Below are 26,560 nucleotides of genomic sequence, written 5' to 3'. Positions count from 1 at the left end.
GCAAGCCCGCTCCCACATTTGGAATGCGTTTCCCCCCCTGTGGGAGCGGGCTTGCTCGCGAAGAGGCCAGCCTGGGCAAAGGAGAATTCAGCCAGGAAGCAACTCGTCAATATGCCGATACTCGGCCTGCAACTGCGCCGCCAGCACCCTGCTGCGCCCGAGCCGGATCGGTCCGCGCTCGATGTCGATCAACAGTCCCGGACACGCAAGCACAGGCAACAACGACCAATCCTTCAACCGGCCATCGGTCACCAGCAGCAACCGCTGCTGCTCCGCCGGAAAACGCTTTTGCCTTGCTGCGAGCCATCGCCCCGCTTCGCCCAATGCCGCCAGCAACGGCGTGCCACCACCCGCGCCAAGGCCATCAAGCCAAAGGCGCAGCCCCGTCGAGGCCTTCAGTCCCTGCACCTGCCACTTGGGGGCAGCACCGCTGGCCGTGAGCAACGCCAGTCGCGCACGCTGGCGATAGGCATCGTCGAACAACTGCGCCAGCAAGCCCTTGGCATCGCTCAACGCCTGATGACGGCGGGTCGATGCGGAGGCATCGACTATCACCAGCCACAGTTCATGGGGCGAACGCGTGCGCAGTTGAAACATCAGGTCGTCGCGCTGACGCGGCCGGCCATTGAGCAATGTACCGGGCCAGTTGACCGAGCCATTGCGTGCGGCGTGACGCTTGCCCTGCTTGCCGTGGTCCAGCCGCCCGGCTCGGGGTCTGGCATTCGCCCCCGCGTCGCAACGAGGGCGAATGCCTAGGGCTTTTTTGGCCAGGTCGGCACTTCACGTCGTGCACCGACCGCCAGCGTCTGGGCAGGCAGTTCGCCCCACTGGCCCTGCCCTTCACCCGGATTGTCGTTCTGCGGCGAGGGTTGTGGCGCAGTTTGGGAGTGCGCAGGTGCCGGCGGCGAATGCTCGCGACGACGATGGCGCAAGGCGAACTCGGCGACGGCGTCGATATCTTCCTCGGCGATAGCGCTCGCCCCGCGCCAGGCGGCGTGAGCCCGGGCGGCACGCAGCCAGACCAGGTCGGCGCGCAAACCATCGACGCCAGCGGCAAAGCAGCGCTCGGTAATGTGTGCCAGTGCCTGGTCGTCGAGGGGAATGCTTGCCAGCGCATTACGTGCGTTCTGGCAACGTTCACGCAAATACGCCTGCGCGGATTCCCATTCAGCGCAGAAACCTTGCGGGTCGCTATCGAAATCCAGGCGACGGCGGATAATCTGGCCTCGTTCGGCAGGCGCGGTGTGGCCACCGAGGGCGACATTCAAGCCGAAACGGTCGAGCAGTTGCGGACGCAGTTCACCCTCTTCCGGGTTCATGGTGCCAATCAGCACGAACTTCGCCGAGTGCCGATGGGAAATGCCGTCGCGTTCGACCAGATTGGTGCCGCTGGCGGCCACATCGAGCAGCAGGTCAACGAGGTGATCGGGCAACAGATTGACCTCGTCGACGTAGAGCACGCCACCGTCAGCCTTGGCCAGTACGCCAGGGGAAAACTGGGCGCGACCTTCACCCAGCGCCGCGTCAAGATCGAGGGTGCCGACCAGGCGCTCTTCGGTGGCGCCCAGCGGCAATGTGACGAACTGACCGCTGGCCAGCAGGTCCGCCAGACCACGGGCCAGGGTCGACTTGGCCATGCCGCGCGGGCCTTCGATCAGCACTCCGCCGATTTTCGGGTCGATGGCGGTCAGGTACAGGGCCAATTTCAAATCGTCGGCGCCGACCACGGCGGAGAGCGGGAAATGCGGGGTGTCGGTCATTGTTCTATCTCGGTCATGGTCGGTGATCTCACAGGCGCCTCAATCCTTGTGGGAGCGGGCTTGCTCGCGAAGGCAGTGTCTCATCCAACCTATATGGTGACTGACACGACCTCTTCGCGAGCAAGCCCGCTCCCACAGGTTTTGCGGTGACTAGCTGTCTTCTTCTATATCCAGCAACAGATTCTCCAATGCCTCGCGGTAGGCGCCCGGTTCCTTCCACATCCCGCGTTGTTGCGCCTCGAGCATGCGTTCAGTCATATCGCGCAAGGCATGGGGATTGTGTTCACGGACAAAATCCCGGGTGTCCGGATCAAGCAAATAAGCGTCGGCCAGCAACGCGTACTGGTGATCGTCGATCAACTGCGTGGTGGCATCGAAGGCGAACAGATTATCGACGGTCGCGGCCATTTCGAACGCACCTTTGTAGCCGTGGCGCTTTACCCCATCGAGCCACTTCGGATTGGCCGCCCGGGAGCGGATCACCCGGTTCAGCTCTTCCTTCAAGGTGCGAATCTTCGGCAGGTCCGGCTGACTGTGATCGCCATGATAACTGGCCGCCGCCTCGCCTTTCAGGCTTTCCACCGCCGCGAGCATACCGCCCTGGAACTGGTAGTAATCGTTGGAGTCGAGCAAATCGTGCTCGCGGTTATCCTGGTTTTGCAGCACCGCCTGTACCTGGCTCAGGCGCTGGCTGAACTGTTCTCGTGCGGCGGTGCCTTCGTCGGAACCGCCGTAAGCGTAGCCGCCCCAGTTGAGGTAAACCTCGGCCAGGTCCTCGCGGGTTTGCCACAGGCGACCGTCGATGGCGCCCTGCACGCCTGCGCCATAGGCACCGGGCTTGGCCCCGAAAATCCGCCAGCCGGCCTGACGTCGCGCAGCGTCTTCATCCAGCCCGGCCTGCAACAAGGCTGCATGCTCGGCACGCACTTTGGCCGCCAACGGATTGAGGTCGTCCGGCTCATCGAGGTCGGCCACCGCTTGTACCGCCGCGTCAAACAGGCGGATCAGATTGGCAAAGGCATCACGGAAGAAACCGGACACGCGCAAGGTCACGTCGACCCGAGGACGGTCGAGCAAACTCAACGGCAGAATCTCGAAATCGTCGACCCGCTGACTGCCGGTGGCCCAGACCGGACGCACGCCCATCAACGCCATCGCCTGGGCGATGTCATCGCCACCGGTGCGCATGGTCGCGGTGCCCCACACCGACAGACCGAGCTGGCGCAGATGATCGCCGTGGTCCTGCAGGTGCCGTTCGAGAATCAGGTTGGCCGACTGGAAACCAATGCGCCACGCCGTGGTGGTCGGCAAATTGCGCACGTCCACCGAGTAAAAGTTGCGCCCGGTGGGCAGCACGTCCAGACGACCGCGACTCGGCGCACCGCTGGGGCCGGCCGGGACAAAGCGACCGCTGAGGGCGTCGAGCAGACCGCGCATTTCCGCTGGGCCGCAGGCGTCCAGGCGCGGGGCGACTACTTCGCGAAGGCCATCGATTATGGCACTCACTTCAGCCCAACCTGCCTCCTGTGGGAGCGGGCTTGCTCGCGAAAGCAGTGGGTCAATCGACATCAATGTTGAATGTTCAACCGATTCGCGAGCAAGCACGCTCCCACTGGGGTTATTCAACGCGTCCGAAATCAACTGCGCTGCATACAGTTCCAGGCGTTCACGGGTATCGCCCGCTGTGCGCCAGATCTCGTCACTGATAAGCAAAAGAGACTCGGGACGCGGCCCGGTCCACGGCTCGGCCAATGCACAATCGAGCGGATCAAAGCCCAACGCAAACGCCTTGGCCAGCGCCCGCAGCAGGCTCGATTGCGCACCTCGGCCATCGCCCCGTGGAATGCGCAACAACGCCAGCAAGGTGTCGATACGCAAGCGACCGGTGGGCGATTCGCCGAACACATGCAGGCCGTCGCGGATCTGCGACTCTTTCAAGTCGCACAGGTACGTGTCGAGTCGCGGCAACCAGATCGCTGCGTCGGTATCGCTGTCGAGCTGCTCGTCCAGTTGCAGTTCACGGTCGATGTGTGAGTCACGCACCAGTTGCAGGATGTCGCGCTGCAACTCGCGTGCGCGGCGCGGATCGAGCAACTGAGCTTCGTAATATTCGTCCGCCAGCAGTTCGAGGTTGCGCAGCGGGCCGTAGGTTTCGGCGCGGGTCAGCGGTGGCATCAGGTGATCGATGATCACCGCCTGGGTGCGCCGCTTGGCCTGAGCGCCCTCGCCCGGGTCGTTGACGATGAACGGATAGATGTTCGGCAGCGGCCCGAGCAGCGCATCCGGCCAGCAGTTTTCCGACAGCCCCACGCCCTTGCCCGGCAGCCATTCGAGGTTGCCGTGCTTACCGACGTGGATTACGCCGTGGGCGCCATAGGTGTGGCGCAGCCAAAAGTAAAACGCCAGGTAGCCGTGGGGCGGCACCAGGTCCGGGTCGTGATACACCGCGCTCGGATCGACCTGATAACCCCGCGCCGGTTGAATGCCGACGAAGGTCAGGCCAAAGCGCAGGCCGGCGATCATCATCCGCCCGCTGCGGCACATCGGGTCGTTCTCCGGCACGCCCCAACGTTCGAGCACCGCCGCGCGATTGGCTTCGGGCAGTGCATTGAACATCGCCAGATAGTCGTCCATCCCCAGGCTTTGCTGGCACGGACGCAGGTCGAGGGTATCGAGATCGTTACTGACGCCGCCCAGCAGTTGCTGGATCAGCGCGGTACCGTTGTCCGGCAATTCGGCCGGCAACGGATAACCTTCGGCATGCAGTGCCCGCAGGATATTCAGCGCGGCGGCCGGGGTGTCGAGGCCGACGCCATTGCCAATGCGCCCGTCGCGAGTCGGGTAATTGGCGAGAATCAAGGCAATGCGTTTTTCGGCGTTTGGCACCCGCGCCAGTTCGACCCAGCGCCGCGCCAGTTCGGCAACGAAGTCCATGCGCTCCGGTTGCGGCCGGTAGCAGACCACATCCGACTGACTGCGCTCACTGCGCCACGCCAGGTCCTTGAAGCTGATCGGGCGGCTGATGATGCGCCCGTCCAGCTCCGGCAAGGCAATGTGCATCGCCAAGTCGCGCGGGCCAAGCCCCTGTTCACTGGCGCGCCACCCCGGCTCGTTGTCCTGGGCACAAATCGCCTGGATCACCGGGATGTTGCGGCGAAACGGCCGCAGGTGCGGCGCTTCGGGGCTGGACTGGGCGAAACCCGTGGTGTTCAGGATCACCGAGACGCCGGCTTCATCCAGCCAGTCCTCGACTGCAGCCAGGCAGCCGGGCTCTTTCAGGCTGGCCAGCGCAATCGGCAACGGATTCAACCCCGCAGCCTGCAAGCGTTGGCAAAAAACATCGATGAACGCGGTGTTCGCCGCCTGCAAATGCGAGCGGTAAAACAGCACCGCCGCCACCGGTTGATCGATGTGCCAGTCGGCCTGCCAGTCACTCAGTGCGGCCGAATGCTTGTGCGGATGGTAGATGGCGGTGCGCGGCAGGGTTTGCGGCTCGCCCCAGGTGTAATCGCGGGCCAGCCATCGGTTGGCCAGACAGCGGAAGAAATCCAGGGCGTTGGCCATGCCACCCTGACGCAGAAACTGCCAGAGCCGGTCGCGGTCCTCGGCGCCGACGGTACTCAAGTCACTGAGCTCCGGGTCCGGGCGGTCGTCGCCCGGCACCAGAATCACCTGCACGCCGCGCTGGGACAGCTCGACCAGGCGCTCGATGCCGTAGCGCCAATAGGCGATGCCGCCGTGCAGCGAAATCAGGATCACTTTGGCGTGGCGCAGCACCTCATCGACATACAAATCGACCGAGGCATGGTTCTGCACCTGCATCGGGTTGGCCAGGCGCACGCTCGGGTAATCCTCGGGCAGCTGCTGCGCCGCCTCGGCGAGCAGCGCCAGGCTGGAGTCGCCGCTGCACAGGACCACCAGCTCGGCGGGGGTTTGTCCAAGGTCGGCGATGTTGTCATCCGACACGAAACCGCCGGGCTGGGTCCTGAGCAGGTGCATGGGTTACACGCTGAGCGCAGCGCGCAGTTGCGCTTCTAGTACGGCGGCGTCCAGTTCCTGGCCGATCAGCACCAGACGGGTGATGCGCGCCTCTTCGGCTCCCCACTGGCGGTCGAAGTGCTTGTCGAAACGCGTGCCCACGCCCTGGATCAGCAGGCGCATCGGTTTGTTCGGGATCGCTGCAAAACCCTTGACCCGCAGGATGCCGTGCTGGACCACCAGTTGGGTCAGCGCATCCATCAGCAGGCTTTCGTCGGCTTGTGGCAGTTCGATGGAGATCGAATCGAAGGCGTCGTGATCGTGGTCGTCATGATCATCGTCGCCATCGTGATGATGGTCATGGTGGCTATGGCGGCTGTCGATGTGTTCTTCGGAGCCGGCACCAAGGCCAATCAGTACATCCAGCGGCAGGCGACCGCTGCTGGCTTCGATGATTTTCACCGCAGGCGGCAATTCTTCGGCGACTTCCAGACGCACGCGGGCCAGGTCGGCCGGGTTGATCAGGTCGGATTTGTTGAGAATCACCAGGTCGGCGCTGGCCAACTGGTCGGCAAACAGCTCGTGCAATGGCGATTCGTGGTCCAGGTTCGGGTCGAGTTTGCGCTGGGCATCGACCTGGTCCGGGAAGGCGGCAAAGGTGCCGGCGGCCACGGCCGGGCTGTCGACCACGGTGATCACCGCGTCAACGGTGCAGGCACTGCGGATTTCCGGCCACTGGAAAGCCTGGACCAAAGGTTTTGGCAGGGCCAGGCCCGACGTTTCGATGAGGATGTGGTCGAGATCGCCGCGACGAGCGACCAGTTCGCGCATCACCGGGAAAAATTCTTCCTGGACGGTGCAGCACAGGCAGCCGTTGGCCAGTTCATAGACGCGGCCGTTGGCTTCTTCTTCGGTGCAACCGATGGAGCACTGCTTGAGGATTTCGCCGTCGATGCCCAACTCGCCAAATTCGTTGACGATTACCGCGATGCGGCGACCCTGGGCGTTGTCGAGCATGTGTCGCAGCAGCGTGGTTTTACCCGAGCCGAGAAAGCCTGTGACGATGGTGACGGGAAGTTTGGCCAGTGTTTTCATCGGATGCCCTATGACGAGTGTGGCGGGCATACGGGACGACGACCGGCAACGCAGATGCGCGTGCCTGAAGAGTTCGCCACCGGATCACCCCGCCCGGTTGAATTTGAGAATCTGTGTCGAGGCAGGTCTCCTGGCTGACGGTGTGCCGGCTTGAGCCTGGCATTCGCTGCGCCTTCCCGCCGGCCTCGTGGATTGAGCCTGCAGTGGCATGGCAACGAACATCACCGTTCACAGTTGCGGGGGCAGCCGCGGCATTGACCGCGTTCCCTTCTTAGCTTCGACAAACGCCGAAGAACCTCGAAAGCGCAAGGCTACGCATGGTGGTAAGACCGGTCAATCACTGTAGGAGCTGCCGAAGGCTGCGATCTTTTGATTTTGCTTTTAAAAACAGGATCAAAAGATCGCAGCCTGCGGCAGCTCCTACAAAGAGCCGGGGATCGTTTCGATTCAGTTGAGAACCCTTGCCAATTGACGCCCAACCCTCGCCCATGCTCTCCTACGCATCTTGTTACGGGTGCCCTTCACAGGGTGAAACGGGAAACCGGTGAATCATGTGCTTTACTCTAAAGCCATGTCAGTCCGGTGCTGCCCCCGCAACGGTAAGCGAGCGAAGCATCAGATCCACTGTGCCACTACGGCATGGGAAGGTGATGTTTTCAGGTTCAGGCCCAAGCCTTTGCCCCTCGTGAGCCCGGAGACCGGCCCGCAACATAATGTGACCATAACGATCACTGAAACAACAAACCCGCGGTGGGCGGGCGCTGTTTGAAACCCTGCGCGCCTGGTCGTGCAGGTTTTTGCATGCGCTCTTGATTCCCCGCTGACAGACCAGAGGGAAACGCCATGTCGATCATCAGCAGCACCGGCCACACTACAGCCAGCACCACTTCTACCCTGACCCAACGCCTGACCGCCGCCGTCTGCGCGTCGATCCTGGGCGCGTGCCTGGTGTATTTCGCCGGTTTCTCGCACATCGAAGCGGTGCACAATGCCGCCCACGATACCCGTCACAGCTCCGCGTTCCCGTGCCATTGAGACCTGCTGACATGATCAAGCGTATTGCGCAAACCGCAGGTTTCACCGGGCTGCTGGCCGCCCTGCTGCTGACCCTGCTGCAAAGCTTCTGGGTCGCCCCCCTGATTCTGCAGGCCGAAACCTACGAAAAAGCCGAACCGGCTGCCGTTGAAATGCATGAACACGCCGATGGCGCGATGGCTGCCCACACCCACGACGCCGAAGCCTGGGAGCCGGAAGACGGCTGGCAGCGCGTGCTGTCGACCACTGGCGGCAACCTGGTGGTGGCCGTCGGTTTCGCCCTGATGCTGGCCGGCCTGTACACCTTGCGTGCGCCGACCAAAACCTCCCAGGGCCTGCTCTGGGGCCTGGCCGGTTATGCGACCTTCGTGCTCGCGCCGACCCTCGGTCTGCCACCTGAACTGCCAGGCACGGCCGCTGCCGATCTGGCACAACGGCAACTGTGGTGGATCGGTACCGCCGCCTCCACCGCCGTCGGTATCGCGCTGATCGTGTTCAGCCGTCACTGGCTGATGAAAGTCCTCGGTGCGGCAATCCTTGCCGTTCCCCATGTGATTGGCGCACCGCAACCGGAAGTGCATTCGATGCTCGCTCCGGAGGCACTGGAAACCCAATTCAAAATCGCTTCGCAACTGACCAACGTGGCGTTCTGGCTGGCCCTGGGCCTGATCAGCGCCTGGTTGTTCCGTCGCAAAAGCGATGGCCAATACCACGCATGACGGACGCCAGCACAGCGCCGACCCTGGTGGTCGGCCTGGGCTGCCAAAAGGGCTGCCCCGTCAGCACCTTGCTGGCGCTGCTCGACCAGGCACTGGAGGCGCACCAGATTGCCCGCCATGAAATCAAGGCGCTGGCCAGTATCGATTCGAAGCGCGACGAACCTGCACTGATCGAACTGGCTCAGCAGCTTGGCCTGGAATTGCAGTACTTCAGCAGCGAACAACTGGCCCCCTATGAGCCGCAACTCAGCCATCAATCGCAAATAGCGTTTGAACGCACCGGTTGCTACGGCGTGGCGGAAAGCGCCGCACTGGCCCTGGCCGAACAACTGGCCCAGGCCCCGGCAAAACTGCTGATTCCCCGACAAAAATATGCCCAGGCAACCCTGGCATTGGCCGGCGCGGCATAAAATCCCCGATAATCCCCGCCTCGATCATGAACATTCTTCATCTGAAGCCCTGTTCAGCCCCCTTTTATTCCCACAGGAACCGACGATGACCGTCTACTTCATTGGCGCAGGTCCCGGCGACCCCGAACTGATTACCGTCAAGGGCCAGCGGCTGATTCGCAGTTGCCCGGTGATCATTTATGCCGGCTCGCTGGTGCCTGCCGCCGTACTGGAAGGTCATTGTGCCGAGCAGGTAGTCAACAGCGCCGAACTGCACCTGGAACAGATCATCGACCTGTTCAAGGCCGCCCACGCCAAGGGCCAGGACGTGGCCCGGGTACACTCCGGCGATCCGAGCCTGTATGGCGCCATTGGCGAACAGATTCGTTATCTGCGTGAGCTGGGCATTGGCTTCGAAATCGTTCCGGGCGTGACGGCCACCGCCGCTTGTGCCGCGCTTCTGGGTGCAGAACTGACGCTGCCGGACGTTTCACAGAGCGTGATCCTGACGCGCTACGCCGACAAGACCGCCATGCCACCCGGAGAGGAATTCGCCAGCCTGGCCCGGCACGGCGCGACCATGGCGATTCATTTGGGGGTCAATCACCTGCCGAAGATTGTTGAGGAGCTGCTGCCGCATTACGGCGCCGATTGCCCGATTGCGGTGGTTCACCGTGCGAGCTGGCCGGATCAGGACTGGGTGACGGGAACGCTTGAGGACATTGCCGAAAAGGTTGCCGCCAAAGGGTTTCGGCGCACGGCGTTGATACTGGTAGGACGGGTGCTGGGCAGTGACCATTTCAGCGAATCGTCACTGTATCGCGCGGGGCATGCACATCTCTACAGACCCTAATCACCCGGTGTAGGAGCTGCCGCAGGCTGCGATCTTTTGATCTTGTCTTTTAAAAATCAAAGTCAAAAGATCGCAGCCTGCGGCAACTCCTACACAGGGGTTTCGATAGGGCATAAAAAAACGGCGCTCACGGGGCGCCGTTTTTTTATTTCGCAGCGAACACCTTAGTAGTAGGCGTTTTCTTTCTGCGTGTGGTCGGTCACGTCGCGAACGCCCTTGAGCTCGGGAATACGCTCGAGCAGAGTGCGCTCGATGCCTTCCTTCAGCGTCACGTCGGCCTGGCCGCAGCCCTGGCAACCACCGCCGAACTGCAGGACGGCGATGCCGTCTTCGACCACGTCGATCAGGCTGACCTGACCGCCGTGGCTGGCCAGCCCCGGGTTGATCTCGGTTTGCAGGTAGTAGTTGATGCGCTCGTTGACCGGGCTGTCGGCGTTGACCATCGGTACTTTGGCGTTTGGCGCCTTGATGGTCAGTTGGCCGCCCATGCGGTCGGTGGCGTAGTCGACAACGGCATCGTCCAGGAAAGCTTCGCTGAAATGGTCGATGTAAGCAGTGAAGCTTTTCAGCCCCAGCGCGGTGTCTTCGGGTTTTTCTTCGCCCGGCTTGCAGTAGGCAATGCAGGTTTCGGCGTACTGGGTGCCAGGCTGGGTGATGAAGACGCGGATGCCGATGCCCGGGGTGTTCTGCTTGGAGAGCAGATCAGCCAGATAATCGTGGGCGGCGTCGGTAATGGTAATAGCGGTCATGGAAACTCCTCGCAGGCTTGGGCGCAGTTTACGCCAATCGGCGCGCCGGACAAAGTCCCAGTATTTTTGTCAGGAAAGATTCCGACGATCCCCCTGTGTAGGAGCTGCCGCAGGCTGCGATCTTTTGATCTTGAATTTTAAAAATCAAAGTCAAAAGATCGCAGCCTGCGGCAGCTCCTACACAAGGGTTCGGTGATTGGTCAGAGGTTCTCGTAGCGGTTCATGTCCAGCACGCCCTCTTCCACCGGATCGGTCTCCTGGATGTAGCGGCTCAGGTCATGGAAATACTGCCAGAATTGCGGATGACTGCGCCGTATTCCCCAACGTTCGACGATTTTCTCAAAGCTGTCGCTATCCTTGGCGTTCTCCATCGCATCCACAAACGCCGGTACTTGCCCGACCGGAATGTTGAACATGAAGTTCGGGTAGCTGCTGAGCACACCCGGGAAAATCGTCAGGGTGTCGAGCCCCGGCTGATAGCGCAGCGATTCGCCGAGCAGGAATGCCACGTTGCTGTGGGCCCGGTTGCGCAGCAGGCTGTAGACCTCTCGCTTGCCGCTGCCGGTTTCGATGCGCAGCAGGGTCGCTTCCGGCAGTTGATCAATCACTTTCAACCCCGCCGCCGGACGCGAAGTCAGGCGGCTCAACACCTGCTCGGCATTTTGCAGGTCCGGATCGATGTTCGGCCGCGAGCAGTAGGCGCCGTCGCAGCGGTTGATCGGGTCGGGCCTGGCATTGAGGTCGCCATAACGAGCCAGCAATTGCTGGGCGAAATCGCGCTTGGGATCCTGCGGATCAAGCTTGAGCGCTGTCGGTTTGTCATCGTCGATGGACTCGTAGTCCAGCCACATCTTGAATTTGCCACTGTTCTGATACCAGTCGTCGAGGTAGCCCTCCCGCGAATCGGCGGGCATCAGGCGCAGGAAATTCTGCTCGGCGCCGTTACGGATCAGGTCGAAATACAGGCGCGTCTGGGCCTGATGGGACACATTGCCGAACACATCGAAATTGACTGCCAGTTGATAGTAGGTGCGTTCCAGCAGCGGATAGTCGAACAGCCACATCGTCTGCGGCACTTCACCGATCAGGCCTTTGGTCACCGAGGCGCTGTCGAAATGGCGAAAGATGCTCAGCAGTGCGTTGTCGTTGCCGGCCCACAGGGTCGACCAGCTCGGTGCCGGCTCGTCGGCGTAACTGTCGCGGCGCAGGGCCTCGTATTCGTTGCGTTTGTCGCGGTAGTCATGCCATAGGGTCAGGACGCTGCCGACATCATCATTCTGCCCCGGCATCGCCAGCAAGGGCGTGGCTTGCCCGCGATAGTTCGGGTCGGTGATGTAGAGGTCGTGTTCAGGTGCCTGGAACAGCGCCCAGAAGTTATCGCGAATCACGTCCGTGGCGATCTGCCCACGACACACTGGCCCACGGATAAAGGTGCGCACGAAGTACTCGGCGTTATCGAGCATGAACTGATAGCGCGCCTGGGCCGGGATCGCTTCGAAGGTGGCAAAGGGGTTGGCCCGGCTCTGCGGCCCGTAGCCCGGCAATGCATTGACCTCCCAGTTGCCGCTGTAGAACAGGGATTTGACCCGCGCCAGCTTCGCCGCACTCAGGGGATAGGAGATGTGGGTCTTGTGCACGATCACGCCCTGCACCGGCCACAAACGGTAGTAAAACTCCGTGCCCGGATCATCGTTGGGGCGCCGGGTATTGATCAGGTCAATCGGCTGGCCGGTCGGCGTGCGTGAACGCACCCACTGGAAGAAATGCCCGGGCTCACCCTCCTTGAAGTAAAGATGGGCGAGGAACCAGTGTTCATACAGCCAGCGTCCCACCAGGCTTTGCCGGGCGCCCGGCGAATTGAGCAGGTTTTCCCACTGGATCACTTGCTGCGCTTCCTGCGCACTCGGGGCCAGGGCCTGTTGATCGATAGGTGCGCCTGCGGCCAGCCAGCGTTGCAGCGTCTGGTACTGCTGGTCGGTCAGGCCGGTCACCGCCAGCGGCATGCCTTCCTTCGGGTGCGAAGCGGCGTAGCCATCGAACTGCGCGGGCATGGCACACATGTTCTCCCGGTTCAGGCCCAGGACGATGTCTTGGGGCAGCCTGGCGTTGGGTTGCAAGGGGGTGTTGTGGCCCAATTCCAGCATCCGCGCCATCAATCCGGCCTGGCTACCCTGGGCATCGAGCACCGAAAAGAAGCCCTTTTGCTGCCAGGCGGCTTTTCCGGAGGCGTCCAGAAACAGCCGCGTCGGCGCCACCGCCTTGGTGCGGTCACCGTCGTAGACCGGGACTTTCGTCGCGCCGCGTGCCGCGCCCTCGCCGCTGCCCAGGTTGAGCTGACAGGCGGCGTCGTTGCAGGCGTGGCAGGCCACGCACTTTTCAGTGAAGATCGGTTGAATGTCTCGACTGTAGGAAATGGCAGAGGAATTCGCCGGACTTTGCGCCGCAGCGCCCCAGCTTAAAAGCATCAACACACTGCTGATGACGAAGCGATAAGACATGTCCCTGGTCCCGGATCCTGAAAAAACGCCGCGATTCTACCGGTCTGCCATCCTTTCCAACATGAACGATATTCATGCAAAATCGAGTCATGCTCTAAAAGCGCACAGGTTTGCTATCATCCCGGCCCTTCGTCATGGCCTTACCGAGTAGTCCAAATGTCCGATCGCAGCGTTCGCCTTCAAGCTCTCAAGCACGCCCTCAAAGAGCGCATCCTGATTCTCGATGGCGGTATGGGCACGATGATCCAGAGCTACAAGCTCGAAGAGCAGGATTACCGTGGCAAACGCTTCGCTGACTGGCCGAGCGATGTCAAAGGCAACAACGACCTGTTGGTACTGACGCGCCCGGACGTGATTGGCGGCATCGAGAAAGCCTACCTCGACGCTGGCGCCGACATTCTGGAAACCAACACCTTCAACGCCACCCAGATCTCCCTGGCCGACTACGGCATGCAGGGCCTGGCGTATGAATTAAACGTAGAAGGCGCTCGCCTGGCACGCAAGGTCGCCGACGCCAAGACCCTGGAAACCCCGGACAAGCCGCGCTTCGTCGCCGGCGTGCTCGGGCCTACGAGTCGCACCTGCTCGTTGTCCCCGGACGTGAACAACCCCGGCTACCGCAACGTGACCTTCGATGAGCTGGTGGAAAACTACACCGAATCCACCAAAGGCCTGATCGAAGGCGGCGCCGACCTGATCCTGATCGAAACCATCTTCGACACCCTCAACGCCAAGGCCGCGATCTTCGCCGTACAGGGCGTGTTCGAAGAGCTGGGCGTCGAACTGCCGATCATGATTTCCGGCACCATCACCGACGCCTCTGGCCGCACCCTGTCGGGCCAGACCACCGAAGCCTTCTGGAACTCCGTGGCCCACGCCAAGCCGATTTCCGTTGGCCTGAACTGCGCCCTCGGCGCCAGCGAGTTGCGCCCCTACCTCGAAGAGCTGTCGAACAAGGCAGGCACCCACGTCTCGGCGCACCCGAACGCCGGCCTGCCGAACGAATTCGGCGAGTACGACGAACTGCCGTCGCAAACCGCCAAGGTCATCGAAGAGTTCGCTCAAAGCGGCTTCCTCAACATTGTCGGCGGCTGCTGCGGCACCACGCCGGGCCACATCGAAGCCATCGCCAAGGCCGTGGCCGGTTATGCGCCGCGCCAGATCCCGGACATCCCCAAGGCTTGCCGCCTCTCGGGCCTGGAACCCTTCACCATCGATCGCAGCTCGCTGTTCGTCAACGTCGGCGAGCGCACCAACATCACCGGTTCGGCCAAGTTCGCCCGGCTGATCCGCGAGGACAACTACACCGAAGCCCTGGAAGTCGCCCTGCAGCAGGTCGAGGCCGGCGCCCAGGTGATCGACATCAACATGGACGAAGGGATGCTCGATTCGAAGAAGGCCATGGTGACCTTCCTCAATCTGATTGCCGGCGAACCGGACATCTCCCGCGTACCGATCATGATCGACTCCTCGAAGTGGGAAGTGATCGAAGCCGGCCTCAAATGCATCCAGGGCAAGGGCATCGTCAACTCGATCAGCATGAAAGAAGGCGTCGAGCAGTTCATTCATCACGCCAAACTGTGCAAGCGCTACGGCGCCGCGGTGGTGGTGATGGCCTTCGACGAGGCCGGCCAGGCCGACACCGAAGCGCGCAAGAAGGAAATCTGCAAGCGCTCCTACGACATACTGGTCAACGAAGTGGACTTCCCGCCGGAAGACATCATCTTCGACCCGAACATCTTCGCCGTGGCCACCGGTATCGAAGAGCACAACAACTACGCCGTCGATTTCATCAACGCCTGTGCCTACATCCGTGACGAGCTGCCGTACGCGCTGACGTCCGGTGGCGTGTCCAACGTGTCGTTCTCCTTCCGTGGCAACAACCCGGTGCGTGAGGCGATCCACTCGGTGTTCCTGCTGTACGCCATTCGCGCCGGGCTGACCATGGGTATCGTCAACGCCGGGCAACTGGAGATCTACGACCAGATCCCGGTGGAACTGCGCGACGCCGTCGAAGACGTGATCCTCAACCGCACCCCGGAAGGCACCGACGCCCTCCTCGCCATCGCCGACAAGTACAAGGGCGACGGCAGCGTCAAGGAAGCCGAGACCGAAGAGTGGCGCAACTGGGACGTCAACAAGCGTCTGGAACACGCATTGGTCAAAGGCATTACCACCCACATCGTCGAAGACACCGAAGAGTCGCGCCTGTCCTTCGCTCGCCCGATCGAAGTGATCGAAGGCCCGCTGATGGCCGGCATGAACATCGTCGGCGACCTGTTCGGTGCCGGCAAAATGTTCCTGCCCCAGGTGGTGAAATCCGCTCGTGTGATGAAGCAGGCCGTGGCGCACCTGATCCCGTTCATCGAACTGGAAAAAGGCGACAAGCCGGAAGCCAAGGGCAAGATCCTCATGGCGACCGTGAAAGGCGACGTGCACGACATCGGCAAGAACATCGTCGGCGTCGTACTCGGTTGCAACGGCTATGACATCGTCGACCTCGGCGTGATGGTCCCGGCGGAGAAAATCCTCCAGGTGGCCAGGGAGCAGAAGTGCGACATCATCGGCCTGTCCGGCCTGATCACTCCGTCGCTGGATGAGATGGTCCACGTCGCCCGCGAAATGCAGCGCCAGGACTTCCACCTGCCGTTGATGATCGGTGGCGCCACCACCTCCAAGGCGCACACCGCGGTGAAGATCGAGCCGAAGTACAGCAACGACGCGGTGATCTACGTCACCGATGCCTCCCGCGCCGTGGGCGTGGCGACCCAGTTGCTGTCCAAGGAACTCAAGGCCGGTTTCGTCGAGAAAACCCGCCAGGACTACATCGAGGTTCGCGAGCGCACGTCCAACCGCAGCGCCCGCACCGAACGCCTGAGCTATGGCGCGGCCATCGCCAAGAAACCGCAGTTCGACTGGGCGAGCTACACGCCGGTCAAACCGACTTTCACCGGCACGCGGGTGCTGGACAACATCGACCTCAACGTGCTGGCCGAGTACATCGACTGGACGCCGTTCTTCATATCCTGGGACCTGGCCGGCAAGTTCCCGCGCATTCTCCAGGACGAAGTGGTCGGTGAAGCCGCCACCTCGCTGTACAACGATGCCCGGGAAATGCTCACAAAGCTGATCGACGAGAAGCTGATCAGCGCCCGTGCGGTGTTCGGTTTCTGGCCGGCCAACCAGGTGCATGACGACGACATCGAGCTCTATGGCGATGACGGCAAGCCAATGGCCAAGCTGCATCACCTGCGCCAGCAGATCATCAAGACCGACGGCAAGCCGAACTTCTCCCTGGCCGACTTCGTCGCGCCCAAGGACAGTGAAGTGACCGACTACGTGGGTGGTTTCATCACCACCGCAGGCATCGGTGCCGAAGAAGTGGCCAAGGCCTACCAGGACGCTGGCGACGACTACAACTCGATCATGGTCAAGGCCCTGGCGGACCGCCTGGCCGAAGCGTGCGCCGAGTGGCTGCACCAGCAGGTGCGTAAAGACTATTGGGGCTACGCCAAGGATGAAGTGCTGGATAACGAAGCGCTGATCAAGGAGCAATACACCGGCATCCGTCCAGCGCCGGGCTACCCGGCCTGCCCGGATCACACCGAAAAAGCCCAATTGTTCGCCCTGCTCGATCCAGAAGCTCAGGAAATGCGCGCAGGCCGCAGCGGCGTGTTCCTCACCGAACACTACGCGATGTTCCCGGCAGCAGCGGTCAGCGGCTGGTACTTCGCTCACCCGCAGGCGCAGTACTTCGCCGTGGGCAAGGTCGACAAGGACCAGGTACAGAGCTACACCTCGCGCAAAGGCCAGGAGTTGAGCGTGACCGAACGCTGGCTGGCGCCGAACCTGGGTTACGACAACTAAACCAGGAAAAGGCTTGCTGCGATGGCGCTCCCCGCGACGCCTTCGCGGGCAAGCCCGCTCCCACAGGTTTTTTTGTCGTTCAAAAAATCCTGATCCACACCGGATCCTGTGGGAGATTCTATGGTTGAGGGAAAGCCCTCAACTGGCTTTTTGGTTGATATTCGCTTTGCCCTTTCAGCAAGGCGAATACCACCCGAGCAAGCTTGCGAGCCAGCATCACCAACGCCTGAGTGGTGCTGAACCCCCGAGTTCTTTGTTCTTCGTAATACCCTTTCCAGGCTTTCGTACGGCTAGCCGACATCGCTGCATTGTGCAGAAGTCGGCGGGCCTCGGGGTCACCGCGCTTGGTCAAACTGCGGCGAGCGTCTTTCTGTCCTGATTTCGCCACCCGTAAATCCATGCCCAGGAAGGCGATAAATGCATCCGCGTTTCTAAAATCCCCTCGCTGAAATGCGGTTATCAAGCGGGCCCCAGTCAAAAAACCAATACCCTCAACTTTCAGGCAGCGCTTCAATTGACCGAGCAAACCGGCTTCTTTGAGCTGATCGTTGATCGTCTTTTCGATCAGCGTCTCAAGCTGCTGCATGGACTTCACTTGCTCGGCAAAAGCCGCCTTGAGCAGCGGCTCATTCGACCAGCTCTGCACCAGGCCGACCCTGGCCTGGACCAAGGCTGCGCGACGGCGGAAAAGGCTCAGGAGCTGGCGGTACAGCGGTGAGGGCGGGGTCCAAGGACGCAACTCCTCGGCTTCGTTCTTCAGGTAACGAGCCAGTAGCTTGGCATCCAGCGCGTCGGTTTTGGCGCGGATTTTCACGCCTTCGCGATAATGTTTGAGTTCATAGCCTCCCACCATGTAAATCGTGCAACCGGCCTCATAGGCCAGATCAGCGAAGTCCAGGTGGTAGATGTTGGTCGCCTCAATGGCAATAGCCACCGTCCCCGACAACGCCTTCAGCCACTGCTTGATGGATGTTTTGGTGTTGGCAATCTCTTCAAGAAAATCACCATCAGACTGATAAATCACCAGTTCATTCTTGGCGACATCCACACCCACGATCGGTTTTGATAGAGAGACCGGCATTGCCACAGGATTTCCTCCGGGATAAGGTTTGAGCACTTGAAGGGCTCACCCAGAGGCGCAGGCTTGTTCCTATCGTCGGTCTAGCCAGATGCATTCTTTATCGGCGCTTGGGTGAAAGGAGGAGGGGCGATATCTCCCACGGTCTGTACTGCGTCAACAGTCAGAATCGAGCCTTGTCCCTCCTCCTCCCTTCAAGTCCTACCATACAAGCGAGCCTGCTCGCGATGAGGCCCGCAGATTCAGCATTCTCTTCGCAGACCAGGCTCAAGCGTCTGGTTCAGACGCCCTCGACCTCCTTGCGAGACAGCTCGATCATCTTGCTATTGCGCGCAGCAGCCAGGTCGAACAACTTGACCATCAACGCCGCATCGTCAGCGCCGTCACCCTCCTCCGGCATTTCCGCCTCATCCAGCGTGCGGAATTCTTCAGGGTATTTTTCCTTGAGGTATTGCACCCAGTAATCACGCTGGATCAAGTCTTCATAGAATTTGTCCGATTGTTCCGCGCTGTTCACCTCGATCCGGGCCTCGGCCAGTTGTCGCGGTGTTACGCCCGAGGCATAGGTCATGTGTTTGGGTTGCCCTGGCAGTTCCAGACCGTCGCTCCAGCCATCCGTCAAGCCGATTCGATAACCCAGACGAACTTCCGCTTCATCCCGACCTCTGTGCGCAGCGGCTTTGGTCGCCAGTTCGTCCACCTTGTCCAGGCGGAAAAGTTGCCGGGACAATCTCAGCAGCGCTTCCCCCTTCGCCGCCAACTGCCCGGCAGGAATGTCGAGCAAGGCATTGTGGGTGAAGACTTTGCTCTCCAATCCGCTGAAGGTGAGGATTCGGCCATCGACACAGGTGCCATGGGTATTGGCGCTGGCAAACAGAACCTCCCTCAGTTCGCTATTGCTGGCCGCGGCGTCCATGACCGTCCATACCCGGCGCGTAAGGTCGGCATTCGCCACCCTGAACTCCTGCGTATCCTGCAATCGTGACAACAGATGAAAGAACGCGGCGTTGTCCGGCTCGGCGGCGAGTTGATTCCATACCCGGGTTTTTCCAGCCAGTTCCCTGGAAGTGGCATTGGCCAGCCACGGCGCACTTTGCTGGAAATCGGGTGCTACGTCGGGCAAGGACTCATCGGATTCGAAGCTTTCACTTTCGCCGTCAGCCTCGCCGCTGGCCTCGGCAATCATTTCGTCGAGTTCGGTACGTGAAAGCCCCAACACTCTTTCCCGCGCACCTGCCTCGCGGTAATCCCTGAGTCGTTCGAGACTCTCCAGCGCCACATTGAAGTTTTCGCTCAGATCGGTACCGGACATCAGCGCATCATGCGCACCATCCAGCGCTTGGGCAGGAATCTCCGTGATGTCGTTGCTGCTCAGGTTCAGCTTGACCAGGTGGTTGGCATCCAGCACGCCTTGCGGCCATTCGGTCAGATTGTTGTGGCGCAGATCGAGCGTTTCCAGTCGCACAAACACCGCGACATCAAAGTCGTCCAGGGCGTTGTGCCCCAGATCCAGCCATTTCAGGTGCTCCAGGCGGTTCAACGCGGCATACAAATGCCCGGTATCACCGAAGCGGTTTGCCGAAAGCTCCAGCCGTTCGAGGCTGGTCATGCTCTGGATGGGTTCAGGCACCGCTTGCAGGCCATTGCCATTGAGTTTCAGGGATTTCACCTGGGTAAAGGCCTTGAGAAAGCCATCCGAACCTTGTCTGGACAGCCTTACGCCCGTCAGGTCCAGCGTGTCAACGTGAGAAAAAACTGCAGGCAATTGGGGAAGATCACCCAATTGCAGACCGTTGAGATTCAGGATCTCTCCCGTCGCACCCGAGGTGCCGGTCAGCCCTCCAGACCAACATTCGAGTATGCGTAAAGCACCTTGCCGACGACTTTGCGCCGATACAATCCAGCCCGCGCCACGCGTCTCCCGTGTGAACAGCCAACCGTTCAAGCGACTTGTCAGGTCGTCGAACACCTGGTCCCACTGGCCAAACCGCTCGCGGAGCTGAACGTCAGTCGCACCACGCTCACGCATCTGTTCAATCGCTCGCAGCGCTTGGTCATCGGCAAGCGCCGGATTGAATCGCTGCAGCCGTTGGGCAAAATGCGCACTGCCTTCGCCCGCCGGGACTGCCTGCAGGGGCAGCAAATGCCGAGCGATGGAATAGCCGCTTTCAGTCGGCGGGAAGCTGGCGGGCACCTCTTGCAGATCGAATTTCTCCAGCGTGCCGACCGGCAGGCCATGGGCAATTTCAACGCGCTGGCGAGCCGCTTTGAGCGCCGTAGTCGCTTGCGACGTCAACGATAGGCCGGTCAGTTGGGTCTTGAGCAGCAGGTCATCCACAATATCCTCCGGCAGCGAAGAGATCTTGCTGCCTCGCAGATCCACCCAGGTCAACTGCGGCAGATCCTGCATTCCCGTGGGCCATTGCTGCAGATCCGTATCGCGCAGGTTCAAGGCCTTCAGGCGAGTCATGCCACTGACATCCAGCGAGGTCAGCGGGTTATCGCTCAAGTCCAGGCTCTCGACTGCGTGCAGGCCATCAAGCACTTGCTGCACCTCAGGATTGATGGCGATCCGGTTACCGGAAAGATCCAGACGGTTGAGCTTCGCAAGGGAGCCCGGTGCAATCGGCACCTGGGTCAAACCATTCGCGCTCAGGTCGAGAGTTTGCAGCTCGGTAAACCCTTGGATAAAACCACGGAACTGATCGGCAGGCGCCTGCACGCCCTTGAGATACAACTCTTGCACATGATCGAAAGCCCCGGCGGGCAGCGAGGGGAACTCACTGAACTGCACTTTCGGCAGTGCAAGCACCGAAGCATCGGCGGTCGAGCCGTAGCGCCTGAATACACCGTGCCGCCAGTTAGTCTTGAGGAATGCCGCGGCCCAGGACCGCCCTATCACTTCCTTCAGTTCGATGTTCTGCGCCATGGTATGAGCGGACCAGTCGTTCAGTTGCCCCTCCAACTCCCGGAACTGTGCGCTCAAGGCATCGACGGCTTCGAATCGCGCATCGGCCCCCTTCCACTGCTCGACAAAATTGTTGAACAGGCCCACCGAGGGTTCGTACAAGCCGTCTGCCAGGCGATTGAGCTCACTTCTACAGTAGTCCCTGACCATCTCTTCCCGGTCAATGATGTGTTCCGGATGATTCTTGACGTACTCATAGGCAGGCTTGAAGTTTTCCCGGGTAAAGTGCGACCAGTCCAGCGACAACCCTGACCAGAACTGTTCGTGCCCTTGGAACACGCCATCCGGTAGCGAGCTGATGCCCGTGCTTCTGAGATCCAGACGTACAAGATTGGGTAATTCAAGAACCCCGGCGGGCCATTGATACAGCGAAGGTGCAAGGACTTTCAATTCACGCAGATTGCGCATGCGGCTGACATCCAGTGTCAGCGGCGCATAGCCAGAGGAATACACACTGAGTTCCTCAAGCGTCGTCAGTGCACTCAGCCGGGACGACATATCGGCCGCGTAGGGCGCCGCTGAAGACAGGCTCAGGCTGGTAAGGTCCGGCATCGTGCTCAACGCATTCGGTACGTTGGTCAGCTCGTCGCTGGTTGAATTGATCCGCAGGCGTTTCAGCTTGGGAAATGCGCCCAACAGCGCATCGACATTGGCGTCCGTCACACATCGCCCCCAAAGAAGCAGCCCTTCCACATGCGAAAAATCTGCCGCCAGTGCCGGAAGCGGGTCGTCACAGACCGCCTCCAGTAATCGCAAGTGTGGTTGTTCCTCGGCCAACGGCGCATTGCGCCAGGCTTGCCTGATGTTTCGCGCAGCAGCGCTCTTGCCTCCCAGCATCGAGCGTAAAACCGACTCGGAACCTGGTTCGCCGGCCCATTGGTCGAGTGTGGTCTCAAGCTGTTGCCACTCGCGCATGCGCGTCTGCAAATGATTGAAAATCTGTGCGTCGGTTTTACCTTCTCGTAACTGCTTGAGGATGAAGGCGTTGGCCTGCTGATCGGTGAGTTGCGGATAAACATCCCGCACGCGTGTCACCAGCGACGGATTTATCCCTTGTCCGCGCCCGCTGGCGTAGTAGCCCAACGTACGCTCCGCCACCCGAACGGGCGGCTTGAACGCTTTGCGCCTTCCCGTGCGCTGCAGCAGCCGTTGCGCCAGTTCAGTGCGATGCTCACCTGCCGACTCAATCACCGCTTTGCGCAGCGCGCTGCTCTGCGCCACATGCGGAACGCCCAGTGCCTGGCGAGACTGATCAGGCAAGGCATGCATGATCGATGCGAAAAAATTGTCGCCCTCCGACGGCACGCCATTGAGTGCTTCGCCTGCCTCATCGAACGCTTGATAGGTCGGTCCGCTTTTCACCAGGTATTTGCGACTGGTTGCAGTCTCGCTGCCGATGCCATCGAGCAGCGGACCAACGACGCTGCCATCGCGTATTTCCAGACGCACCTCGTCGGACCAGCCGGGCAACCTTTCCAGCGCATGCAGTGCGAGCCATCGGCTATCGGCGGACGCCATGCGCTGCTGTTGCAGGCTGGCAAACGCCTGATTTACCCGCCCTTGCCGCGCATACCAACGCGCGTCCTCGAGCATTTTCAACGGCACCCGACGGGTTGCTTGCAGGCGTGTCAGTTCTTCGGCATTGGCATCGAGCAGCACCCGTTGCGCTGCGGATTGTTCGAGGCCGGGGCATGCGCGTTGCAACATGCCGACCATGGACCCGCGATTGGCCTGGAGGACATGAACCGATTTCGCGTCTGCCTCGAACAGGCGCAAGGCATCGGTCAGTTCAGGTGGCGGCGGCAGATGATCCCTGTGCATTTTGCGCAAGGCGTTGTCACTGATACCGCTGACGTCGGCGATCTGCAGCAGTTGCTCATCGGTAAACGCCTCGGTGACAGGGCCCATGCGCCGCAGCAACGTCAGGCGGTCCCACTGAAGCGGGCGCTCCAGCGTATGACGCCAGGCGCCGTGGCCGTTGTGTTCGAGTATCGGTTGGTAGGCCTGCGCGTTGTGCGGATGCTGGATGCGCCACTTTTTCAGCGATTCATCAAAACGGGTTTCATAGACCTTGCCTGACTGGCGGATGTAGGTCTTGCCGTTGAGTCGATGGTGTCCCACTGCATCGGGAGCGGAATGGCGATCGAGCACATCGTCACACTCATAGGCGCTCAGATCGGGTTTCCATAAACGGCTTTGTCCACTGGGCAGCGTGACGGGCTCCAGGCATTCAACCACCGGTTCGGGTTTCACCGCGGTCAGTTTGCCGAGCCCCTTGCCCACGCCGGCCATGACGCCGATCAGCGCCAGGTTTTCTGCCACGTCGATCAGGTGCCTCTTGGCGGCTTCGCGATCCCCCTCGCTCCACTCGATCGCGCCCTCGAAGGACTCGTACAACAGTTGCCCGGCCATCACCGTGAGCATGATCTCGCCCAGCACCGGGACGAACATCGACACCATGTTCAACCCCAACAAACCGATTTCCAGCAGATGGTTGAGTTTTTCCGCTCGCACTTTCGCGTCGACATCAGCCGTTGGAACCGCATGGCTACGCGCATCGGCAATCACCTTGTCGCGACTCTGCTCGTACAGATAGACGAACAGATCGGTGTTGGCGGACCAGAGCCCGTCGACCCCCTTGCGATTGACACCGAAAGCGTTGAGGTATGGGTCTTCAACAGGCTCGCGAGGGGGCTGACGCTCCGGCGGCAGTTCTTTGATGCGGGCAATGGTAGAAAACGGCGGGATGAATTGGGCGACTTTGACCCAGATGGAGTGCAACGGATCGGACGGCGCATCCGCCGCTCTGCGAGTGAACTGACTGAAGTAATACGGTCGGTCGGCATAGGCGACGAACTGGCTGAAAAAGCGCTGGTGAGCCGTCGGCCCCTGTGCGCCGGAGGCTGACGCATCGCGGGCGGTGAATTGACGTTTGAACTCATCACGCCACTGCGCTTTGGTATAGCGCTTGAGCGGGTGTTCTGGATCATGAGGGATGTAGACAATGAAATCATCGGTGTAGCGATATTGTTCGCAGATGCTGAACACCACGCAGCCCGTCATCCGGCGCTTCATCAGGCTCAGGTCGCGAAACCACACCGGCCTGTTGCCGACGCTCGGATGAACCTCGCCGTTGACGATCGAGACAATCATTGTGTAGTCGTCGGGTTCGATGTCTTTTTTCAACAGCGCCAGTTCGGCAGCTGCTTTCAGCGCAGTTTTCTGACTGGCGATGAATGACTGGCGAAGGGTCGCCTCCTGTGCCGTCGCAGACTGGAAGAATGCTTGAACGCAGGTTTGATACTGCGCGCCGATATCCAGGGCACGACAAAGCGACAGGAACGCCCTGACCGTCATGTTCAAGGTAATGGGCTCGAAAGATCCGGGCGTGGTTGTTTCCACGACAAATCCGGACGCACGATGAAAGGCACCTTCCTCGCATTCCGAGGCTTCGAAGTTATGCAACGCGGCCTGCAGCAACGTGAGCTTCATTACCTCGAAGTGGGAGATTTCGATCTCGAAGTCACTGACTTCCAATGGTCGCCTCAGACACAACAAGGTTGTATTGACGTCCACGTCCACACCGAACCGATCCTTGAGCGCACTGGTCAGCAACGGCGCGGCGAACGCGTCGATGTCCTGCAAGGCCGACATCGCGTTGTCGAGCTGTGTCTGGGCCGTGAAACTGGCGTTGAAACTGCTTTTCAACGCCTGCTGTTGCTGGACCGACGCGTGCCGGTACCAGCCTGGCAGGCGCGTAGCGGATGCTCTTATGGCGGCCTGCCTTTCTGGCGCGGCCTTGATCAACCAGTCGGGAGCCATCTGCTCGAGCAGGTCGCGATGAATGCTGGTTTTTTCCGGGGCAATGGTGAGCATGTTGTCTCTCCTGGCAAATGGAGGGACAGGACACCATTTCGCAAACACGGGTTTGCGGTAGATAGTTATGGCTCTGGCACTGGTTTGTTACCAACGGCGTCAATAGATGGCCGCCGCCCCGCACACGAATCGCCGGATTGACTATGCTTTTTGAGGACCACTTTCAGGCGAGGGTTTTATGGACGATCCGGCCGACAACAAGCCGCCGAGCTTCTGGCAAATGCTGCACAGCGTCATGGCGGCGGCGTTCGGGGTGCAGAGCGGGAAGAACCGGGCCCGTGATTTCACGCACGGCAAGCCCAGCCATTTCGTGATTCTGGGGATCCTGTTCACGGTGGTGTTCGCCTTGACGCTGTTCGGCATCGTCAAGCTGGTGCTACTCCTGGCCGGGGTTTGACGCGGCTCAGTGCATCAGGGTTTGCAGGGTGAACGGGTAACGCCAGGACGCGGGACGCCCCTTGGCCGAGAGTTTGTGAAAATCCACACCGAAGTCCTGCGTGGCGCCCATCGCCAGCAGTCGCCTGGCCTGTGCCCGGTCGATCAGTTGCAACAACGGTATCTGGCGGTCGCGGCCGCCGTACTGGCTGATGTCCACGCCTTCATCGTAGTCATGCAATTGCACCAGCGCCCAGCCACCCAGACTGAAGTGCCCGCCCAGCAACACGCTCAGGCGACGGTCCAGCAGTGCCTGCAACGCTGCGGGTGAATTGTTGATCGCGCCGAACAGTACGCCTTTGCCTGGCTCTCCACCGGCCTCGACATACGCCTGCATCACACCGAACGCCATCTCGTCGTTCGCGGCCCAGACCAGCGACGTCTGCGGGTAGCGCTTGAACAACAACCTGGCCTGCTCGTAGGCACGTTGCCGGGTCCAGCCGCCGTACACCAACTGGCGCAAACGCACCTCCGGGTGCTCGGCCAAGGCGCGCCGCAGGCCTTTCTCGCGATATTGCGCGGAGGGGGTGATCTTCAAACCGGAAAAGGCCAGCAGTTCAATCGTCTGGCCGGGGGCCACCGGGCCGTGCTGCCGGATCAGTTCCTTGAGCATCAGGTAGCCGCCCTCTTCGTCATTGGGCACCAGGCTGCCGAGCAGATCGGGATACTTGTCAGGCCGCGCGCCAATCAGTTTCATCTGATCGGCCGTCAGGGCGTTGTTGACCATGAACAGCTTCACCCCGCTGCCTTTGGCCAGCCGCAGGATCTCGGGGGCGATGTATTGTTCGTTGACGAAGACCAGGTAGTCGGGACGATGGTCGCCCTGAAGGGCTTCACGAGCCTGGCGAATGGTGTTTTCGGAGACGCGGTCGGAATACTGGATACGCAAGTCCATCCCCAGGTCCGTCGCCGCAGCCTGCATGAACTGCGAGTAACTCGACCAGAAAGCTTCCGTTGGGGTTCCCGGATTCAGGAACAGCACTGACGCCGCTTGGGCACAAGGTCCCACGACCATGCCCAGCGTCAGCAATACGCCATACAGAAACTTCAACATTGGTCGTCCGAGCCCCCGGAAATTCGCCGCGCATTATAGCCAGCGAACTTCCGTAGAACGGCGATTTTTCCGGTTTTTGTCGGACAATCGTCGGAACCGGGCCCGGACGGGTCGTTTATTGGTGGCTGACCCAGAAAACCGCCGTCCCCACGACCAGAATGATCAGGAACAAGATTGCCCAGGCATCTACGCTGCTATCGCTTTTC

At 60.8% G+C, this 26,560-nt stretch carries 15 protein-coding genes and 2 riboswitches; of the genes, 6 read left to right on the top strand and 9 right to left on the bottom strand.

What is annotated here, in order from left to right:
* Window positions 1-87: 87 nt before the first annotated feature.
* The 4 genes from ACEN83_RS13450 to cobW form a co-directional block, all read right to left on the bottom strand.
* Window positions 88-633: a VWA domain-containing protein gene (locus ACEN83_RS13450; RefSeq protein WP_173900857.1), complete on the bottom strand. Its 546-nt coding sequence runs from the start codon at window positions 631-633 to the stop codon at window positions 88-90.
* Window positions 634-752: 119 nt separating this feature from the next.
* The gene (locus tag ACEN83_RS13445; RefSeq protein WP_495580576.1) at window positions 753-1,760 is read right to left on the bottom strand and encodes a magnesium chelatase ATPase subunit I; all 1,008 of its coding nucleotides are present in this window, start codon (window positions 1,758-1,760) and stop codon (window positions 753-755) included.
* 150 nt (window positions 1,761-1,910) lie between these two features.
* Window positions 1,911-5,759, bottom strand: coding sequence for a cobaltochelatase subunit CobN (gene cobN, locus ACEN83_RS13440; RefSeq protein WP_495580575.1), 3,849 nt, complete (start codon window positions 5,757-5,759; stop codon window positions 1,911-1,913).
* A gap of 3 nt (window positions 5,760-5,762) precedes the next feature.
* Window positions 5,763-6,833 carry a cobalamin biosynthesis protein CobW gene (cobW, locus tag ACEN83_RS13435; RefSeq protein WP_108228175.1) on the bottom strand — a complete coding sequence of 357 codons (1,071 nt, stop codon included), beginning with the start codon at window positions 6,831-6,833 and terminating at the stop codon, window positions 5,763-5,765.
* 103 nt (window positions 6,834-6,936) lie between these two features.
* A riboswitch (cobalamin riboswitch) is annotated at window positions 6,937-7,148 on the bottom strand.
* A 180-nt stretch (window positions 7,149-7,328) separates the two neighbouring features.
* A riboswitch (cobalamin riboswitch) is annotated at window positions 7,329-7,554 on the top strand.
* A 122-nt stretch (window positions 7,555-7,676) separates the two neighbouring features.
* On the opposite strand from cobW, the gene ACEN83_RS13430 reads away from it, so the two are divergent.
* The 4 genes from ACEN83_RS13430 to cobM all read left to right on the top strand — a co-directional run bounded on the left by ACEN83_RS13430 (window position 7,677) and on the right by cobM (window position 9,829).
* Entirely contained in the window at window positions 7,677-7,868 is a 192-nt protein-coding gene (locus tag ACEN83_RS13430) for a CbtB domain-containing protein (RefSeq protein ID WP_007974650.1), read from the top strand.
* 11 nt (window positions 7,869-7,879) lie between these two features.
* Entirely contained in the window at window positions 7,880-8,587 is a 708-nt protein-coding gene (locus tag ACEN83_RS13425; RefSeq protein ID WP_104448364.1) for a CbtA family protein, read from the top strand.
* The gene (locus ACEN83_RS13420; protein WP_495580574.1) at window positions 8,584-8,997 is read left to right on the top strand and encodes a cobalamin biosynthesis protein; all 414 of its coding nucleotides are present in this window, start codon (window positions 8,584-8,586) and stop codon (window positions 8,995-8,997) included. The genes ACEN83_RS13425 and ACEN83_RS13420 overlap by 4 nt, the downstream gene beginning before the upstream one ends.
* A gap of 85 nt (window positions 8,998-9,082) precedes the next feature.
* A complete protein-coding gene (gene cobM, locus ACEN83_RS13415; protein WP_095966803.1) occupies window positions 9,083-9,829 on the top strand; it encodes a precorrin-4 C(11)-methyltransferase in 747 nt (248 codons plus the stop codon).
* Between the two features lie 164 nt (window positions 9,830-9,993).
* Here the strand turns inward: cobM and nfuA are convergent, their stop codons facing one another.
* Entirely contained in the window at window positions 9,994-10,578 is a 585-nt protein-coding gene (gene nfuA, locus ACEN83_RS13410; protein ID WP_007912592.1) for a Fe-S biogenesis protein NfuA, read from the bottom strand.
* Window positions 10,579-10,778: 200 nt separating this feature from the next.
* Window positions 10,779-13,076: a fatty acid cis/trans isomerase gene (locus ACEN83_RS13405; RefSeq protein WP_495580573.1), complete on the bottom strand. Its 2,298-nt coding sequence runs from the start codon at window positions 13,074-13,076 to the stop codon at window positions 10,779-10,781.
* A 156-nt stretch (window positions 13,077-13,232) separates the two neighbouring features.
* Here ACEN83_RS13405 and metH point away from each other — a divergent pair, with 156 nt between their 5' ends.
* Window positions 13,233-16,943: a methionine synthase gene (gene metH / locus ACEN83_RS13400; RefSeq protein WP_495580572.1), complete on the top strand. Its 3,711-nt coding sequence runs from the start codon at window positions 13,233-13,235 to the stop codon at window positions 16,941-16,943.
* A gap of 118 nt (window positions 16,944-17,061) precedes the next feature.
* On the opposite strand, the gene ACEN83_RS13395 is transcribed toward metH, so the two are convergent.
* Window positions 17,062-18,024 carry an IS110 family RNA-guided transposase gene (locus tag ACEN83_RS13395; RefSeq protein WP_495580838.1) on the bottom strand — a complete coding sequence of 321 codons (963 nt, stop codon included), beginning with the start codon at window positions 18,022-18,024 and terminating at the stop codon, window positions 17,062-17,064.
* A gap of 277 nt (window positions 18,025-18,301) precedes the next feature.
* Entirely contained in the window at window positions 18,302-24,865 is a 6,564-nt protein-coding gene (locus ACEN83_RS13390) for an NEL-type E3 ubiquitin ligase domain-containing protein (protein WP_495580571.1), read from the bottom strand.
* 178 nt (window positions 24,866-25,043) lie between these two features.
* On the opposite strand from ACEN83_RS13390, the gene ACEN83_RS13385 reads away from it, so the two are divergent.
* Complete coding sequence (locus ACEN83_RS13385; protein ID WP_007980782.1) at window positions 25,044-25,262, top strand: DUF2970 domain-containing protein; 219 nt, start codon at window positions 25,044-25,046, stop codon at window positions 25,260-25,262.
* A gap of 6 nt (window positions 25,263-25,268) precedes the next feature.
* Here ACEN83_RS13385 and ACEN83_RS13380 read toward each other — a convergent pair whose 3' ends face one another.
* Complete coding sequence (locus ACEN83_RS13380; protein ID WP_495580570.1) at window positions 25,269-26,354, bottom strand: ABC transporter substrate-binding protein; 1,086 nt, start codon at window positions 26,352-26,354, stop codon at window positions 25,269-25,271.
* Window positions 26,355-26,560: the final 206 nt, after the last annotated feature.

It is taken from the genome of Pseudomonas sp. Pseusp49 (genome assembly GCF_059491875.1).
Note: the sequence above shows the minus strand (reverse complement) of the source record. Positions and strands in the feature narration are given on the sequence as shown.

What these genes read in the sequence shown, in the direction of transcription:
- ACEN83_RS13445 (WP_495580576.1), bottom strand. Translation starts at nt 1,760, where the DNA reads ATGACCGACACCCCGCATTTCCCGCTCTCCGCCGTGGTCGGCGCCGAC.
- cobN (WP_495580575.1), bottom strand. Translation starts at nt 5,759, where the DNA reads ATGCACCTGCTCAGGACCCAGCCCGGCGGTTTCGTGTCGGATGACAAC.
- cobW (WP_108228175.1), bottom strand. Translation starts at nt 6,833, where the DNA reads ATGAAAACACTGGCCAAACTTCCCGTCACCATCGTCACAGGCTTTCTC.
- ACEN83_RS13430 (WP_007974650.1), top strand. Translation starts at nt 7,677, where the DNA reads ATGTCGATCATCAGCAGCACCGGCCACACTACAGCCAGCACCACTTCT.
- ACEN83_RS13425 (WP_104448364.1), top strand. Translation starts at nt 7,880, where the DNA reads ATGATCAAGCGTATTGCGCAAACCGCAGGTTTCACCGGGCTGCTGGCC.
- ACEN83_RS13420 (WP_495580574.1), top strand. Translation starts at nt 8,584, where the DNA reads ATGACGGACGCCAGCACAGCGCCGACCCTGGTGGTCGGCCTGGGCTGC.
- cobM (WP_095966803.1), top strand. Translation starts at nt 9,083, where the DNA reads ATGACCGTCTACTTCATTGGCGCAGGTCCCGGCGACCCCGAACTGATT.
- nfuA (WP_007912592.1), bottom strand. Translation starts at nt 10,578, where the DNA reads ATGACCGCTATTACCATTACCGACGCCGCCCACGATTATCTGGCTGAT.
- ACEN83_RS13405 (WP_495580573.1), bottom strand. Translation starts at nt 13,076, where the DNA reads ATGTCTTATCGCTTCGTCATCAGCAGTGTGTTGATGCTTTTAAGCTGG.
- metH (WP_495580572.1), top strand. Translation starts at nt 13,233, where the DNA reads ATGTCCGATCGCAGCGTTCGCCTTCAAGCTCTCAAGCACGCCCTCAAA.
- ACEN83_RS13395 (WP_495580838.1), bottom strand. Translation starts at nt 18,024, where the DNA reads ATGCCGGTCTCTCTATCAAAACCGATCGTGGGTGTGGATGTCGCCAAG.
- ACEN83_RS13390 (WP_495580571.1), bottom strand. Translation starts at nt 24,865, where the DNA reads ATGCTCACCATTGCCCCGGAAAAAACCAGCATTCATCGCGACCTGCTC.
- ACEN83_RS13385 (WP_007980782.1), top strand. Translation starts at nt 25,044, where the DNA reads ATGGACGATCCGGCCGACAACAAGCCGCCGAGCTTCTGGCAAATGCTG.
- ACEN83_RS13380 (WP_495580570.1), bottom strand. Translation starts at nt 26,354, where the DNA reads ATGTTGAAGTTTCTGTATGGCGTATTGCTGACGCTGGGCATGGTCGTG.